Source organism: Bacillus sp. JZ109 (genome assembly GCF_053903135.1).
Genome location: NZ_CP096388.1, coordinates 2,070,569 through 2,086,161, shown reverse-complemented (window position 1 = coordinate 2,086,161; position 15,593 = coordinate 2,070,569). Strand labels below are relative to the sequence as shown.

Below are 15,593 nucleotides of genomic sequence, written 5' to 3'. Positions count from 1 at the left end.
TTCATTATGGTAAAAGTTATGCTGGGAATCATATCTGTCACACTTATTTGGGGTTATACTTGGGTTGCGATGAAAGTAGGAATTCATGACATCCCCCCGCTTTTATTTTCGGGTTTGCGCCTGTTCATCGGAGCGGTTCCTTTATTTCTCATTCTCTTCATCCAAAGAAAAAAGCTTTCAATTCAAAAAGAACATCTCAAAAGCTATATCATCATGAGCCTGTTGATGGGGCTGGGCTATATGGGGATTTTGACGTATGGAATGCAGTTTGTCGATTCAGGGAAAACCTCTGTTTTGGTATATACGATGCCTATATTTGTTACGGTGATCAGCCATTTTTCATTAAACGAGAAAATGAATGTGTATAAAACGATGGGACTGGTCTGCGGCCTCTTCGGACTGTTATTTATATTTGGAAAGGAAATGCTCAATATCGATCAAAGTGCTTTATTTGGGGAGCTGTGCGTACTTGCGGCAGCGCTTAGCTGGGGAATCGCGAATGTGTTCAGCAAGCTACAATTCAAACATATCGATATTATTCACATGAATGCCTGGCACCTTATGATGGGAGCCGTCATGTTATTGGTGTTTTCCTTTATATTTGAGCCGGTCCCTTCAGCCGAGTGGACATATCAGGCGGTGTGGTCATTGCTGTTTAATGGCTTGCTTTCCACCGGCTTTACCTTTGTCGTATGGTTTTGGGTGCTCAATCAAATCCAAGCGTCAAAAGCATCCATGGCATTAATGTTTGTTCCCGTATTGGCCCTATTCTTTGGATGGCTGCAATTGCACGAACAGATCACCATCCACATTATCCTCGGCGCACTGCTGATATGCTGCGGGATTTTTATGAATACATTTACATTTTCACGACGGAAAGTGTGAATGTATAAAGATATACATTTCCCCTGTCATTTGGGCTTCATGTGACAGGTGACGACTATTACGAGAAAGTCTTCTAGAATCCTGACGACAGCCTATAAAACAATGGAAAAAGCTAATGTCTGCATGTGAGACATTAGCTTGGCTGGCGTTTAGGCTGGTGAGAATCCAGATTCTTTTTTATTACCATTCTGGCTGATCAAACTGAAAACCGTATAGACCTTTTACTTTAACATCTCCGCAATCTGGATCTTTCGTCAAAATCAAATAATGAGTCTTATAAGGCATCGTCTCAACTCGATCAGTTGCACTCAAATCAAAATGATCCCCCGAGAAGTTTTTTTCACTAACGGTTATTTCATATCCTGACAAAGTCATTCGCATGATTCTTGCGTTAATTGTACATCCTTCAGTATCGAAAATGGTGAATCTGTACCCAAAGTGAGATGTCCAATGGTTTGAATTTAGGTTATCAGACTTCATAAACCATTTTTCATTCTCTGTCATTGTAAAACTCACTTTCTCCTCATCTTTCACGATAACGGCCGAAGCTTCCCCTACATGGATAGTCAAAGCCAAAAGAAATGTAAAAGCTAACATCAACATCTTTTTCAAAAGAGTTCCTCCCGATATCTTTTACTTCAATATATTGGAAGGGTCTTTTCTGATCAAGACAGTCTTCTCCAAATGAATCTTTAGCACCATGAAATGAGCCTTAATAAGAACAGTTTTAACCCAAATCAAACTCTATTCGAAATAAGGCTTACCAATCTATATTCTTTTTAAAAGTTTCTGCATTTCTTTATATAGCTCCTAGACACATATAAAAAATGCTCCCATAAGTTCAGGAGCACTACAAAAAACTGCTAAAGTGTTTTCTATCGATTTATTGTATTCATTAGCTCAAAGAAGTATTCAGGCTTTTGAGTCTTATTCAGCTTATACCATGAACGCAATGTATCTGGTGCAAATACATCTAATTTTTTCAATACTTCTACTGCAAATTCCAGAGGAGCAATTCCTGATGCAGTAACCAAATTTTTATCAGATACTGCTGGTTCCTTTTCATATAGTGTTTCTCCTTTGTAATTAGGGCAGACCATTTTCATATACTCTAGGTCATTGCTTGTGTGCTTTCTCGAATCTAAGTATCCTTCATTCGCGAGGCCCAAGGTTGCCCCACAAATTGCAGCAATAGTCGTGCCGAGCTTTAAAGCGTCGCCAACTTTTTTCAAGATCGGCTGATGAATATCTTCTCCCCAAGTGTTTCCTCCGGGTAAAATGATAAGATCTTGACTCCCAAGAGTACATTCGTCAAGAGAAATATCTGGTTTTATGCTTAATCCTCCCAACGTAGTTATCATTTCTTTATTAACCCCTACTGTAACTACTTTTAAAGATGCTGCATCTTGTTTAAAGTATCTCCCTGAGTTTAGTTCCGCAATTAAATATCCATATTCCCAGTCTGACATTGTGTGAAATACGTAGAGATAAACTTTTCTCGTTTGCATCCAATAACACTCCAATCACAATTGATAAAGCTTTCTAATAGATGACTTTGCTGACAGCCATTGTCAGCTTTTTTGTTGATTCTATTCTTATGTCCTTGTTCTCCCAACTTATAAAAATATAAGATAAATTGATTCTATGTTTACTAGCGCAAAGGGGTTTGTTACACTAACTGTCATGGGAAACATTTCAAAGGTAATACAAAATCATTTGAATGAGGAGGCCTGATGAAGTTGAAAAATAAAGCGTCAATAAAATTCGGAATATGTGTTGGGCTTTTATGTTTAAGCATTACTGGTTTCACACCTTTTTTCAACTCAACACATGCCGAAGCAAAATCCATAGAAGACACAAACATGGCAAGCTGTATAACGAATAAAAAATTTGTTCAACTTGAGAAAAAATTTGATGCCAGGCTTGGTGTTTATGCAATTGATACAGGTTCAAACAAGACAATCGCCTATCGGCCGAATGAACGATTTGCTTACGCATCAACCTATAAAGTTCTAGCCGCAGCTGCTGTCCTGAAGAAAAACTCAATTGAAAAACTTAATGAAGTCATCCACTACAGCAAGGACGATCTTGTTACATATTCTCCAATCACAGAGAAACACCTAGATACAGGCATGAGCCTAAAAGAAATCTCGGAAGCGGCTATCCGTTACAGCGATAATACCGCTGGGAACATCTTGTTGCAACAGCTTGGCGGCCCTAAAGGTTTTGAAAAGTCACTGAAACAGATTGGGGATCATGTAACGAAAGCTAAACGATTTGAGACGGATCTAAACTCTGCGATTCCTGGTGATATTCGTGACACAAGCACCGCAAAAGCACTGGCAACCGATCTTAAAGCCTTCACTTTAGATAACACTCTCACGACTGACAAACGCACGATCTTAACCGATTGGATGCGAGGCAATGCTACTGGTGACGAACTGATTCGGGCAGGCGCTCCAATAGGATGGGAAGTCGGCGATAAATCCGGAGCCGGAAGTTACGGGACACGAAACGACATTGCTATCGTTTGGCCGCCAAACAGAGCTCCTATTGTTGTGGCAATTCTGTCAAACTGCTTTACGAAAGATGCTAATTATGATAATGCTCTTATCGCTGAGGCTGCAAAAGTCGTCCTTAACGATCTCAAATAAATGTTTAGCCTTTTGCCACAAAGGAAAAGACATTACTTTTTTAACTCCTACCGTTCATTTTTTGATGAACGGTTCTTTCATAAGACCTCTAGAATCATATATTTAAACACCACAAAATTAAACGTTATTATAATTAACGGCAAGTTTTCATTTTATGGAACAAGTAAAGTTTGACCTGACAAGAATTAAGATTAAGCACCCTAAAATCCGTTTTCTTTCCTTCCAAGAATATACTCCTTAGTGCAAGCCATTATAAAGAAGTGAACATACAATGCAGACAACTCCCTTAAGTCTCTTATTCTGTGACCAATTTGTAATACTCATGAATATCCGGACTCACTTCCAATATTTCGTCTCGAAGACACTAACATATCAAACCACTTGAATTAACATAACTGAACTTGATATTGGTCACTGGCAGTTTCAATGCAATAGAACAACATTTGTTGACTCAGAGGTTATCTATATGAGAATTCAACAATTTTTTTATAATATTTCATATTTTTGTATCGTTGCACTTGGTGGATTTGACTCTTTTCGTGTATGGAACCACACTTTTATTTTTTCACCTCTTTTGAGATCATCTGTGTTATCAATCTCACTTAATCCTACAATTACTATGTTATTTTTAAACTTGTTCATAAGTTGTCCTTCAGAAAGATCGTAATCTTCTTTTACTGGAGCTTTTGTATCGGTAATGAGAATTGCCCTTTCATTGTCTTTAAGCACGACATAGCCTACTAGGCTCTGCATCTTTGTTTCTTCTCCGTGTTGTTCATTTTTATTGCAGCCTGCAAGAAAAATAATGAGCACTATCAAGCTTACTCCAATTTTCGGCAACCTTTCTCCCTCCCGTCATGTTAAACAATCTCACTCCATAACTACATATCAAAAAACTGTAGTGTAAAAATCTATCCAGAAACTTCTTCATTTTCTCATATTGAATCTTTTACAAGCTGGTAATACACAGACTAAATCGGGTAAAAATTCGTAGAGGTGATTTCATTGAATAATGATCATAAAGTAACTCATTACTCTTCATTTATTTTTTCAACAATCATGGTATTGGCGGTCGCCATCTTTCCACAATATACTTCTTGGTTTGTAACAGTTTTCTTCTTGGGTTTTGCACTTATCTATACATTCCAAAAACATAAAACAAGTTCTTCAAAAGCAATATCTTATATTTCGTATTTTTTATTCATTGTTTCATTGATTTACACTTTAGTTAATATGTAATAGTAATCCTCCCTTTTTGGGAGGATTTTTTGTTTAAGCTTATTTCTAGGCTGCTTTTGGGCCACCTCTATCTATAATGATAAAACTATCTGAACCAATTTTTTCTTCCGATCTTTGTCTTCGTAAATAGCAACATTGTGGCGTGTCATTAATGTAATACCGCCCATTTTAAACTCTTTTTGATCTTTAAAATAAACAACAGGGACATTCACCAAACGGATCTACTTCTTTTTGTTCTTTCTCAAATGTTTATATGTGGTTGCCTTCGAACCATACCCTTACTCTTATTCCGCTAAAATCGAGATTTTTTACTTTTTACGATCCATTATTCACTTTCGAAACAACTTCCAATCACAGCATAATATATGTATAAATTGTAAATGGAGTTGATGTAATTGAAGATTAAGAAAATCTTATTGAGTTCTGCTTTATCCTTTGGCATGCTAATATCCGCGGTTCCCGCATTGGCTGCTGGCACTTCGTCTGAGGTTGCAGTAAAAAGTGATGAATATGATTATGACACTATATACCGCATTAGTCCTCTGCCAATGGACTTCCAGCCAACAATAGAATACAACGGTTATACTTATACGCTTACACGTCATTATTTTGATTACTCAATCGGGTTTTACACGGCTATTTATACAAAAGTTGTTTAAATTTATAAAGGAGCATTTTAGCTCCTTTTTCTCTTGTTTTAAGCACAAATACAAGTTTAAATGCTGGTAATAAACAATTCACTTTAAAGAAGCGCCGCCCGCAAAATGCGGCTTTTGCACACTACGCCAATTTTATATAGAAAAGCCAGACCTCCTCCAAGAGGTTCCAGCTTTTCTTAATGTGCTATCGATCTTCGTTAGTTCAACGGGAACTTTATCATTCGGTACAATTGCAGCCTCCCAACTTCTAGTTAGGGCTGGTGGGGAATATCTGATGGCTCTCTACACACATCAGACATTATAAGATTTCAATGTAGCCTTCTGTACCATGAACGCGAATTCGTTGCCCATCTTTTATCAGCTTGGCAGCATTTTCAACGCCAACAACTGCAGGTAAGCCATATTCACGGGCTATAACAGCTCCATGGGTCATCAGCCCCCCAACTTCGGTGACTAGGCCTTTTATGGATACAAACAATGGTGTCCAGCTTGGATCGGTAAAGGAGGTAACTAATATATCTCCATCTTCTAAATCAGCATCTTCCATGTTTAAAATGACACGCGCTCGCCCCTCTATCACTCCGGAGGAAACAGGTAGACCTACAATCGCTCCGGCTGGGAGATTTTCTCGTTTATACTCACCTGTAACGATTTCACCATCAGACGTGATAACACGTGGTGGAGATAGTTTTTCATATAATTTGTACTCGTCTTGTCGTGTACTGATGATTTGATAATCCAGTTTATGTGTGTGTACGACTTCGTGAAGTTCTTCAAAAGTGAGATAGTATATATCTTCTTTTTCTTGAATAACGCCCGCTTCTACGAGTCGTTCGGCTTCTTCCAGTAAAGCCTGCTTATAAACGAAGTATCGATTAATCATGCCGTATTTTGGATATTCCCTAAACCCGCTGAAATTTCGGATGATATCTATCATTCGTTTTGTTTCTTTGGCTTTTTGTTCACCATCCGGTAATTGCTTCAATCGATCTAATAACTCTTGTTCTTTCTTCAAAGCTTCCTGTCGCCCTTGCTCAAATTTCCGATGGCCGACATTAGGCTCAAAATTTTTAATATTATTAAGAATCATTGGGACAAGTGTAGTTGGTTTTTCGCTCCATCGAGTTCTTGTAATATCAATTTCTCCGGTACATCGCATTCCGTATTTGCTGAGATAATCAGAGATCGCGTCTCGGGTTTTGCTTCCGCCATCAAACTTAGCCAGTTCATCCAAAAAATTATCATCTTTTACATGTTGTAAGTAATCAATTACCTCTGGATAAGGACGAATCACATCTGCGACGTCTAATAGCGCAAGACCCATTTCTGAAGTAATATTATGGGGTACAGATTGAGAAAGCGTATCTGCTGCGTTTTTTTCACCTAACCACTCGTTCATTTTTTCGTTAATCCATAATGAAGCATTCATAGCAGTTCGAATCACAACAGAACTTTCTGGGTTAAATAAAATCTTCTTTAATTCCTGGATATCTTCCAGAATAAAACGAAATAAATCTGATCCTGATTTCGTTTGGATGTTTTGTTTTAACTCTTCTATCGATGTTTGACTGCTCTCAATCAAATCAGACACGATTGTCGGATCGTTTTCAACTTGAGCCGGCATATCTGCATTGCCTCTGCTGGGATTTGGTGCTGTTTTATCATTTGGTATCGACTTTATGAAATCTCGTCGCTTTATTATGGTCATAAGTGCGTCTTTTAAGAGCTGATCGTGCTGCCCCATGCCTTTTAAGAAAACTTCTCTGCTGTCAGGGGATGCCAGATGATGTGTGACATCAACAAATAGCCTTCCACCGGCTTTACGCATGGGTGCAGCAGTCGTCAACAGAAAAAAAGACAATCCCAGTGGTTTTATGGGATCCGTCATCATTTGTTGATGACCAACAGAAATATAGACGTGATTTTCTTGGTCACTCGCTTCAGGGATGGGGAATAAAGTAGTGATTGGACGACTCTGTACAATATAAAAAGTATCGCGGGTCAAACACCATTCGATATCTTGCGGCTGGCCGAAATGAGCTTCGATCTCTCTTCCAATGCGTGCCAGCTGTAAAATTTGTTCATCAGTCAGTGTTTGAGCCTTTTGCTGATCAGAATCGATCTGCTGTGTTTCTGTTCCGCCTTCTTTTCGTCCGTAGATAGCCAATTTTTTAGTTGCTAATCTCTTATCGATGATTTGCCCATCCTGTACTTTATAACAATCGGCAGATACCAAGCCGGAAACCAGTGCTTCACCAAGTCCAAAACCGGCATCGATGGATAACACCTTTCGGCTTGAGGTAATCGGATCAGCGGTAAATAAAATCCCCGAAGCCTGAGGGAAAACCATCCTTTGAACGATAACGGATAAATAGACTTGGCTGTGGTCAAATCCATTTTGCATACGGTAAATAACCGCGCGATCCGTAAATAGGGACGCCCAGCATTTACTGATATGCTGCAAGATTGCATCGACGCCGATAATATTTAAATAGGTGTCTTGTTGACCGGCAAAAGAAGCATGAGGTAAATCTTCAGCAGTCGCACTAGAACGCACGGCATAGGCATGTTCCTCGCCAAACTGGGAGAGATATTGAGCCACTGCTTTCACAACATCGGAAGGGATGTCTACTTCCATAATGATTTGCCGAATCTTTCTGCTGATGTTACCAACTTGATCTCGGTCCTCAACTTTTAGCATGGTCAATTGATCCAACAACACTTGTAACGTTTCGTTTTGTTCGATGGCTTTTTGATATCCTACTGTTGTGACACAAAATCCTTCTGGTACTTGTATACCTTGAATTTTTGATAATTCCCCTAAATGTAACCCTTTTCCTCCAACGAGCGAAAGCTGTGTTTTTTCAATTTCATGTAAACCGAGAACCAAAGAACTCATTCTACATCTCCCCTTCAAAAAAAATATTGACAAGAGCTTCCTAGCAGGATATAATAAAATTATAAGATGGATATCTATAACCTTTTAACTAGAAATCGCACGTAGTGTGATTATATCACCGTGTCTGTTTTTGTGCAATATAAAAAGAACCTGGTGAAATTGCCCAGGTTCTTTTCTTAATTTCCATAGCTAGTCGCATTAAAAAACTTGGTTTGAGCTGATTCAATCCTCTAAGGAAATCCTAAAGTTGGGTTCTTTTTGAACTTACTTGCTTTGTTCGTAGAGTCCCCATTCATAAATTAGACTTTTTGTTCTTAACAGTCCCACCTTTAACTAGTGTAAAGTTATGAAGATTTGGTTAACTACTAGATATTTTTATTTTGAATAAGGCTTATGTTTGATAAAGAAGAGTTATGTAAAGGTGTCTGTTGTGAGCAAGCGCTGACTACAAAAAATTGTAGCATTCTCATTTAAATACCATTCTATTAACCTATAGGAAAAGTTATAAAACCAGATGGAGAATACCCTACCTCCAGCAATTGCAAGGCCGTTCACCTAGTAGAAAACAACCTTTAACCATTACTAACGATTTTAATAATCATTGATTATAAAACTTCTCAAGGAACGATCAGCAGCCCGTTAGCTACCCCTAATTAAAGATGATCTGTTACCACACTGTTACGTTAGAACTTCCACTACTTTGATATCCTTCTGTCGCCATGACTTGGTAAGCCCAATTACTGCCCAGATTCATTCCATGGCTCTTCCATGCGTTCACATGATTACTGAAAGTGATTGTAGCGTTGCTTCCAGTTGGTCTCTTCGTCTGACGAACACTCCAGTACTGCGTAAAAGTAGTGCGATCGCCATCAATGGAAGGTGCGTTATAACGTGTAGTTGTATATATGTCATATGTACCCCCATCACTTTTTACAGTACCTTTATACGTTCCAGTAGGTCTATAAGTACCCCATGAATCCACTACATAATATTCTATGAGAGGTGATCTCGTCCAACCATATAAAGTTAAATATCCATTACCATTCGGTGCCCAAACTCCGGCATTATAGTTTATCGTCCTAAATGGCGAACCTGTAGTCCAACCTTTACCAACAACAAAATTTCCGGTATTAGACCAATTAACACTGTAGTTCCCGCCAGACCCATTGACAGCGTTTACTATACCGCCCCCATCAGTCCAATTTTGCCAGTAGTCTGTGCTAGCTGCAGAGGCGGTTGCCGAAAACAAGCTAATACTCATTAAAGCTGCCGATAATCCAACTAAGAAATTCTTTTTAAACTTAAACATATGTTACCTCCTATAATATTTTTTCCGACTTTGAGGCAGCACTCGTATACATTTAAAACATTTTTAATTACTAACGCCAAAGCTTTTGATCGTCCCCTTCAGTATAATACCACGAATTCATGAGCAAATATTAAAAGTATTTGTAATTTAATTACAAATACCTAGAAACACATTATAAGTGGTCTTCTTCCACCATATCCTGATCCTTTTTTCGTAGGATCACAATTCTTGTTTCTAATTCAGATGGAGTAATATCTGTAATTAATCCCCATTGAACCATTGCGTATAAAGGAGATATACATTAGAGTTGTGAAATTATTGTAGCTGCCTCTTGTCTAATGAAGGGAAGCAAATTTATGAAGAATATGAAGAACTGAAGAAGAAAACAATTAAGGTTATACTAAGAAAGAACTGCTCAATTAGAATTATTGACCAAAAATTTGAGGATGATAGCTTAGATCAGTTTTACAAAGAGTTGCGAGATTGTTATTTGAAAGGGCTCTGAAAAAGAAAAATAAGAATTGACAATCAGGGTAACTGTGGAATGTAACCGAACCTCCAATTCAAAATAAATTTCTTTAACTTTCTTTTTTTATTTAAAGAGGGACTGTATTTCCCTCTTTAAAATTAAGCTTTAGATTGCTGCTGGAAGTAATAAAAATTGTACTTTTGATCAAACGCTTCTTCGCTTCCACAAAGAAAAATAATGAATTCAATAAATGCGATAATAGACGGGATACCAGTCCAGCAAAACAAAATATATAGAATACCTTGTCCTACTCTTCCCAAATAAAACTTATGTATTCCCAGACCCCCGAAGAAAAATGCTAATAATGCCGCTACAATTTTGTTCTTCTTGCTTACCATGACTTCCTCCTAGTTCATTGCTACCATTTTTAAAGTAATGCTTTCATATTATAATGCATTTCCACCAGAAATCGGGGGAATTTTTGAACTTCTGTTGAGATTTTTTATTTTATTGAGAAACGAAAGCTCAATAGATAGTATTCGGGTTCGTTATTCAAAATGTATGACCAAAGGTTACATCAATTAAGAAATCGCACTAATTAACCATGGAACAGTTAGGCGAGAAACCTATCTTAAATACCTCTTTTTCTTTTTCCAGATTCTTAAGGCGCTCTTTGGTTAAATGATCTGTAGTCATAATACAATTCTCCTTAAATCTTTAACTATTTGTATAATCAATCGATGACATCCACTGCAATAATTGCTGGTAAGGATAATAGACTGTTCCTTTTAATTCTAATTTTGGAGCACCCGGGAATTTTTCCAGCAATTCTTTGACTTCTGCTTTACTTAAACCAAGGTGATAATGAAGATCCGACTCCTTAATTAAAGTTGGATAGTCTGAATAACTTCCTTTAGGATTTTTGAAGTTTTTCAAACCATCGCTAATAAAGTATCCCAATGCAGCCAAACCAATTCCTATCCACATAAGATCCAAAGTGAACACCCTTCCCACTAATTTAATCAGAATAAAACAATTATTTTATTTGTAACCTGTTAAAAATTTTCATTTTCTTCTCTTGTTAGTTGTTCTTGTATCTCATTAAGAGTTGAAATGCATTCATCTACCATTTTTTGTAATGTTGTTGCTATGACTAGACTATCAAGGTTAGGTTCTAATAAAACAAGACTTGTAGTAATCTGACTTAATGAAATACCTGTAAGTTGTCCAGGTAAAGATAAACCATAGTTTGATCCTCCAAAAAGATAAAAGGATTGTTGATTCACAGTAGATACCATAGAAAGACTTTGAAATATTCCTTTTGGGCTAGCGTGAATTTGATAATTGGCTTGCTTATAGTAGGGAGTTAATCGATCTATCCCCACCAGTTTTTCAAAATCTGAAAAATATAGAGGTTTGTTATTTATATTAGAAAACAAAGGTCTAGCCCAATTATTTGGTTTTTCAAATTCTTTACCGTATTTCTTTAAAATACTTTCTTTTTTTGCTTTATATTCTTTTTCTTCTTCTTGTGAAATTGGATTTAAATTAAGAACATTAGTTGCTTTTTTATATGTATAGATTTCTTTAATTCTTTCTATTTCACTATAATCAAGAAATCTACTTACCAAATCATGAGTAAATTCTATATCCTTAAATTTATAGGATAAGGTTTTGAAAATAACATTTAATTCATGTAGACTCCTCCACCTAGCCATAGCACCATCTGAATAACCTGATTTTAACAAAACTAAAACTTCTTTACCGGCTTGTATACTTTTAGAATGCAATTTAAAAAGAACACTTAAAATCAGTTTGCTTTTTTCATCAACATGCTCTTTTTCATAATGCTTATCAAGCAAATCTATTGATATTTCTTCACAGACCTTAATAATACCTTGTAATATTAAAAATCCTTCATACCAACGTTGGTGTAAACGTGATTTAAATTCTTTTGCAATGTCTTCTTCTTCAGAATACATTCTAGCCATATCGGCTTTTAAACTTTCATATACATGTTTAGAAATACTTGATGGGGCCTCTTTAGTAAGATCAATAATTCTTTTGTTTAGTTTTTCTTTATCTAATTCCTTTCCTGCTTCAGCCTCTTCTTTTAAAATTTTCATTATTGCTTCATCGAGCATCTTTTGATAAGTATCCATATTTTTCCACCCCGAGATCAAAAGTTTCTTGTATTGTAATTTACCTTACTCATTAGGTATATTTTATATAAAAGGATTCTTTTATCTCAATGGATCTCCTGAAGCTATATGCCAATGCAGATGCTTTGAGTCCTGATAATCTCCTAAGTTTGTAAGCACCCTGCAAGAACCACTTTCTTTTGTCACCTTCGCTGCAACCTTTTTAATCACACCCATCAACTCGAGTAAAAGTTCGTTGTCGTCTTCTTCCAAAGTGATTAAAGAAGAGATATGTTTTTTAGGAATAGCAACAATATGCACCGGCCAAAAAGGTCTTGTATGATGATACGCCAATACATTCTCGGTTTCTAAAACTTTATTTACTTTTGTTTTTCCGCTTAATACTTCACCGCAATAAAAGTCTTCTGTCATCATTAATCCCCCCCTTACTTTTTAGCTTTGGATCATCATAATCAATATACAGATTAACCCAATGCTCTGCTTTATATTTCACCTTTATCATTAAAATAAGAGAACCACAATAAACTAATGAACCCAGCAGCTCCTATAATTGTAGATATAATGTAAGTCTAATTAAGTAAATCCATAAGCTTACTCCTTTAAGAAATAATGTCTAAATAAAATGATTATTTTATTACTATTATACTACAATTTTCCACGGTCACACTAAACAAAAAGCAGTCTATTCAGATCTGCTTTTTATTATTGTTTTCTTCTTTTAACTTTTTGTTTAGTTTGAACCCAATTAAGATATTGACAATAGCCGCTGGAAGATATAAAACTCCTGCACCTATTATTCCTAATGCAGTACTTGAGCTCACTATAAATGTCTGCATTTCTGTGTTTCTGGACTTCAAGCAAAGTAATACTAGGAGGCCAGCTAAAACCCCCATAAGCCTTGCAATACCTGGAATAAAGAAATCTGTTAGGACTCCAAATAATTGCCCTATAATTGATAGCACAATTCCTAAAAAGCTGGACAATAAAACTAAATTTTTAATTGCATTTCACCCCTTTTCAAAGCCGCTTCCAATCAACATAATCAAACCGCTTCTGATACAAGTCTTCAAGTATAACAGCCCCTTCAATCCAACCTTCTGCAACAATGCTTTTCTTTTCTCCATTTTCAATCCACTCTATCCAATACATCTGAACACTCCTAACGCTTTACGACTTGGATTTCCCTTACCTCACATTGCACATTGCACATTGCACTTTGTTTTGAGTTCACTGGCTACCTCAATGACTTCATACATTGTTTGCAATTTAGAAGCGCCGTGGAGGTCGCTAGATGTTAAATAACCGTCCTCATCTAACTTAAATGATTTGAAGTATTCCTTGTTTTCAAACTGCAGTACATAAAAATAATCAAGCAAAGGCATAAATCAACCTCTTTTAAATAATTTTGTAATCCTCATTGCTAATGGCAGCAAACCAATTAACATGAAAAAAGCAATAACATTAAGCTTATCTTTGAAAAACAGGCTGGCCAAATTCCTTTCCATGCCCGCTGCTGTTTCTTTATCCATGAGTTCTTTAAACTCTTCATCATAGACCTGATCAACAAAAATAAACTTAATGCCAGTCAATAATCCAACTCCAAGCCAGATTATTAAAAAATAACCTAATCCAATCATTTGTTCCCTCCCTATATCGAACGAAATTTGGTATTCTTGAGTATGTGAATAAATTATGTAGGTGATCTTGTGGAAGAGAAATACGAAACTAATGGATATGACACTTCAATCGTTTATGATTACAAAGAGTATCCTGATGTAAAATATGGCCGCTGCGACAATTGTGATTACACTTTGTTCAAAAGCTCTGTGAAGAGTGGAATATTCTTGCGTGAATGTCGGCGATGCGGTATGAAAAAGAGCATTTAGTTTAATGCGCTTTTTGTTTAAAACACTTCTTTTATCTTGATTCTTTATGCTCTCGGATTAAGACGCGTAATCGTGTTAAGGTTAATTCATGACCGCATAAGGAGTGATACCTTGCTAAAAGTTGCAAAAATTTCGGTTTCTTGCATTGCATTAGTCTTGTGCGTATACTCATTGTTCAATCAAAATGAATTATTGTTGATTGTTGTGCAATTATTTGTTGCCGCCCTTTTATCATTAGTCGGAGTTGAAGCGATATTAAGCAAACAAAAACTGTCCGGATATTTACTGTTTGGATCAGAAGCCTTCTTACTTGTTGTAAACGGTGTGAAATTCATAATTTAATTTAATGTGTTAATTTCGTAGGAATATGGAGTCCCAAAACCAATAAATAAGACCTGCAACAATACTCATAATGTAATAATTTAAGCTTCTGAATACAGTAAGAGCATTTGGCGGATAATCAACAGTCCAGAACAAAAACACAGCTAAAAAGGCTACTGCAATATAAATTAAAAAATTGTTCAAACTGAATTTTCTGGGCCTTCTTCTAAGCCACACTTGCAAAGGGACAGCAAATACCAAGTAAGTGATTAAAGCATAAACTCCTATGATGCCAATAGTGACTAATGCGAATGCCATAAAACCAGAGTAAGCAAACATATACAGACCAAAGATTAAACCAAATGATAAACTAGAGATAATTAGAGTATAAACATAACTGTTTAACAATCTATTAGGTAGCAAAAGTCTATCCTCCTGTCTTCAAAAAACCTTATTAATACAAAACTTTACTTAAGCCAAATAGCCTTAGTCGCATCAACTACTCTAGATTTTTCATCAAGATATGCATATTTTCTCTCCCACTCGCTTTTTCTCCAAGCCTCTTGATTTGCAAACGATGATTTAATTGGTTTTGGGTACTCATTCTTTGACCAGCCGTCTTCAATATGGTTTAACTTAGGGTCATTATCATCGTAATACTTATACCAAACAGTAATCATTTTTAACATTATTGCCCCCTGCTTCTCTTTAAAATCGTAGTTTTATTTAGTCTTGAGAAAGTTTGTCAAAATCTCTTTCTTTCATTTCAGGTAAAGTTAGATTAATCGCTAACATATTTATTAATTCTTGTACATATCTTTTAATTGCAAGCATATCAAATGGAAAATCGAAATCAAATTCCTCTTTAACGCTTAGAATATCCATTGAATACGAACAATTATGCTTCATATCCAAAAGATCATCATTAAAGCTTAGTACATCTTTATATGATTGATCAGATAACTCAAAGTGAGTAACTAAATAAACACTAATATGGTTACCACCTTGAGAATCAAAATCCTCTAATCTTTCCTCAAGTACTAATAAAAATGCAGATCTCTCATCATCACTTAAGACCAACTGAAAAAATTCTAAGTTTCTTAGTTTCAA

General features: G+C 36.2%; 21 protein-coding genes and 1 pseudogene. 6 read left to right on the top strand and 16 right to left on the bottom strand.

Features of this window, described 5'->3' with window-relative positions:
• The first annotated feature begins 6 nt into the window (after positions 1 to 6).
• A complete protein-coding gene (locus M1D94_RS11200) occupies positions 7 to 885 on the top strand; it encodes a DMT family transporter (protein WP_070549133.1) in 879 nt (292 codons plus the stop codon).
• A gap of 180 nt (positions 886 to 1,065) precedes the next feature.
• Here the strand turns inward: M1D94_RS11200 and M1D94_RS11195 are convergent, their stop codons facing one another.
• Positions 1,066 to 1,497 (bottom strand): hypothetical protein, encoded by a 432-nt coding sequence (locus tag M1D94_RS11195; RefSeq protein WP_064671128.1) that lies wholly within the window; start codon positions 1,495 to 1,497, stop codon positions 1,066 to 1,068.
• A 263-nt stretch (positions 1,498 to 1,760) separates the two neighbouring features.
• Positions 1,761 to 2,393: a type 1 glutamine amidotransferase family protein gene (locus tag M1D94_RS11190; protein ID WP_038829972.1), complete on the bottom strand. Its 633-nt coding sequence runs from the start codon at positions 2,391 to 2,393 to the stop codon at positions 1,761 to 1,763.
• Between the two features lie 225 nt (positions 2,394 to 2,618).
• On the opposite strand from M1D94_RS11190, the gene bla reads away from it, so the two are divergent.
• Positions 2,619 to 3,539, top strand: a complete 921-nt coding sequence (gene bla, locus M1D94_RS11185; protein ID WP_072175725.1) for a class A beta-lactamase — start codon at positions 2,619 to 2,621, stop codon at positions 3,537 to 3,539.
• 486 nt (positions 3,540 to 4,025) lie between these two features.
• On the opposite strand, the gene M1D94_RS11180 is transcribed toward bla, so the two are convergent.
• Positions 4,026 to 4,379 carry a DUF3221 domain-containing protein gene (locus M1D94_RS11180; protein WP_032725893.1) on the bottom strand — a complete coding sequence of 118 codons (354 nt, stop codon included), beginning with the start codon at positions 4,377 to 4,379 and terminating at the stop codon, positions 4,026 to 4,028.
• Positions 4,380 to 4,544: 165 nt separating this feature from the next.
• Between M1D94_RS11180 and M1D94_RS11175 the strand changes: the two genes are divergently transcribed.
• On the top strand, positions 4,545 to 4,778 hold the full coding sequence (locus tag M1D94_RS11175) for a hypothetical protein (RefSeq protein WP_085187566.1): 234 nt from the start codon (positions 4,545 to 4,547) through the stop codon (positions 4,776 to 4,778).
• Between the two features lie 395 nt (positions 4,779 to 5,173).
• A complete protein-coding gene (locus tag M1D94_RS11170) occupies positions 5,174 to 5,437 on the top strand; it encodes a hypothetical protein (protein WP_021481426.1) in 264 nt (87 codons plus the stop codon).
• Between the two features lie 298 nt (positions 5,438 to 5,735).
• Here M1D94_RS11170 and ppsA read toward each other — a convergent pair whose 3' ends face one another.
• From ppsA to M1D94_RS11120, 10 genes and pseudogenes are all read right to left on the bottom strand, one after another.
• Positions 5,736 to 8,336: a phosphoenolpyruvate synthase gene (gene ppsA, locus M1D94_RS11165; protein ID WP_424935092.1), complete on the bottom strand. Its 2,601-nt coding sequence runs from the start codon at positions 8,334 to 8,336 to the stop codon at positions 5,736 to 5,738.
• Between the two features lie 667 nt (positions 8,337 to 9,003).
• Positions 9,004 to 9,645 carry an endo-1,4-beta-xylanase XynA gene (xynA, locus tag M1D94_RS11160; protein ID WP_015251938.1) on the bottom strand — a complete coding sequence of 214 codons (642 nt, stop codon included), beginning with the start codon at positions 9,643 to 9,645 and terminating at the stop codon, positions 9,004 to 9,006.
• 627 nt (positions 9,646 to 10,272) lie between these two features.
• Entirely contained in the window at positions 10,273 to 10,512 is a 240-nt protein-coding gene (locus M1D94_RS11155) for a TM2 domain-containing protein (protein WP_014477028.1), read from the bottom strand.
• 319 nt (positions 10,513 to 10,831) lie between these two features.
• The gene (locus M1D94_RS11150; RefSeq protein WP_072176397.1) at positions 10,832 to 11,101 is read right to left on the bottom strand and encodes a DNA-binding protein; all 270 of its coding nucleotides are present in this window, start codon (positions 11,099 to 11,101) and stop codon (positions 10,832 to 10,834) included.
• A 68-nt stretch (positions 11,102 to 11,169) separates the two neighbouring features.
• Positions 11,170 to 12,276, bottom strand: a complete 1,107-nt coding sequence (locus M1D94_RS11145) for a DUF5677 domain-containing protein (protein WP_072176390.1) — start codon at positions 12,274 to 12,276, stop codon at positions 11,170 to 11,172.
• Positions 12,277 to 12,357: 81 nt separating this feature from the next.
• Positions 12,358 to 12,690 (bottom strand): HIT domain-containing protein, encoded by a 333-nt coding sequence (locus M1D94_RS11140; RefSeq protein WP_080375754.1) that lies wholly within the window; start codon positions 12,688 to 12,690, stop codon positions 12,358 to 12,360.
• 272 nt (positions 12,691 to 12,962) lie between these two features.
• Positions 12,963 to 13,277, bottom strand: coding sequence for a hypothetical protein (locus M1D94_RS11135; protein WP_043857646.1), 315 nt, complete (start codon positions 13,275 to 13,277; stop codon positions 12,963 to 12,965).
• 16 nt (positions 13,278 to 13,293) lie between these two features.
• Positions 13,294 to 13,425, bottom strand: coding sequence for a hypothetical protein (locus M1D94_RS11130; RefSeq protein WP_072176391.1), 132 nt, complete (start codon positions 13,423 to 13,425; stop codon positions 13,294 to 13,296).
• Between the two features lie 10 nt (positions 13,426 to 13,435).
• A pseudogene (locus M1D94_RS11125) lies at positions 13,436 to 13,658 on the bottom strand (hypothetical protein).
• Between the two features lie 3 nt (positions 13,659 to 13,661).
• Entirely contained in the window at positions 13,662 to 13,913 is a 252-nt protein-coding gene (locus M1D94_RS11120) for a hypothetical protein (protein ID WP_072176392.1), read from the bottom strand.
• 69 nt (positions 13,914 to 13,982) lie between these two features.
• On the opposite strand from M1D94_RS11120, the gene M1D94_RS11115 reads away from it, so the two are divergent.
• Together M1D94_RS11115 and M1D94_RS11110 are read left to right on the top strand one after the other, a co-directional pair.
• Positions 13,983 to 14,162, top strand: a complete 180-nt coding sequence (locus tag M1D94_RS11115; RefSeq protein ID WP_003231000.1) for a hypothetical protein — start codon at positions 13,983 to 13,985, stop codon at positions 14,160 to 14,162.
• Positions 14,163 to 14,273: 111 nt separating this feature from the next.
• Entirely contained in the window at positions 14,274 to 14,504 is a 231-nt protein-coding gene (locus tag M1D94_RS11110; protein WP_424935090.1) for a hypothetical protein, read from the top strand.
• 9 nt (positions 14,505 to 14,513) lie between these two features.
• Here M1D94_RS11110 and M1D94_RS11105 read toward each other — a convergent pair whose 3' ends face one another.
• From M1D94_RS11105 to M1D94_RS11095, 3 genes are read right to left on the bottom strand one after another with little or no spacing between them, the layout of a single operon-like run.
• Entirely contained in the window at positions 14,514 to 14,906 is a 393-nt protein-coding gene (locus M1D94_RS11105) for a UPF0715 family protein (protein WP_072176394.1), read from the bottom strand.
• A 44-nt stretch (positions 14,907 to 14,950) separates the two neighbouring features.
• Entirely contained in the window at positions 14,951 to 15,172 is a 222-nt protein-coding gene (locus M1D94_RS11100; protein ID WP_116315615.1) for a hypothetical protein, read from the bottom strand.
• 37 nt (positions 15,173 to 15,209) lie between these two features.
• On the bottom strand, positions 15,210 to 15,563 hold the full coding sequence (locus M1D94_RS11095; protein WP_072176398.1) for a hypothetical protein: 354 nt from the start codon (positions 15,561 to 15,563) through the stop codon (positions 15,210 to 15,212).
• Between the last annotated feature and the right edge of the window lie 30 nt (positions 15,564 to 15,593).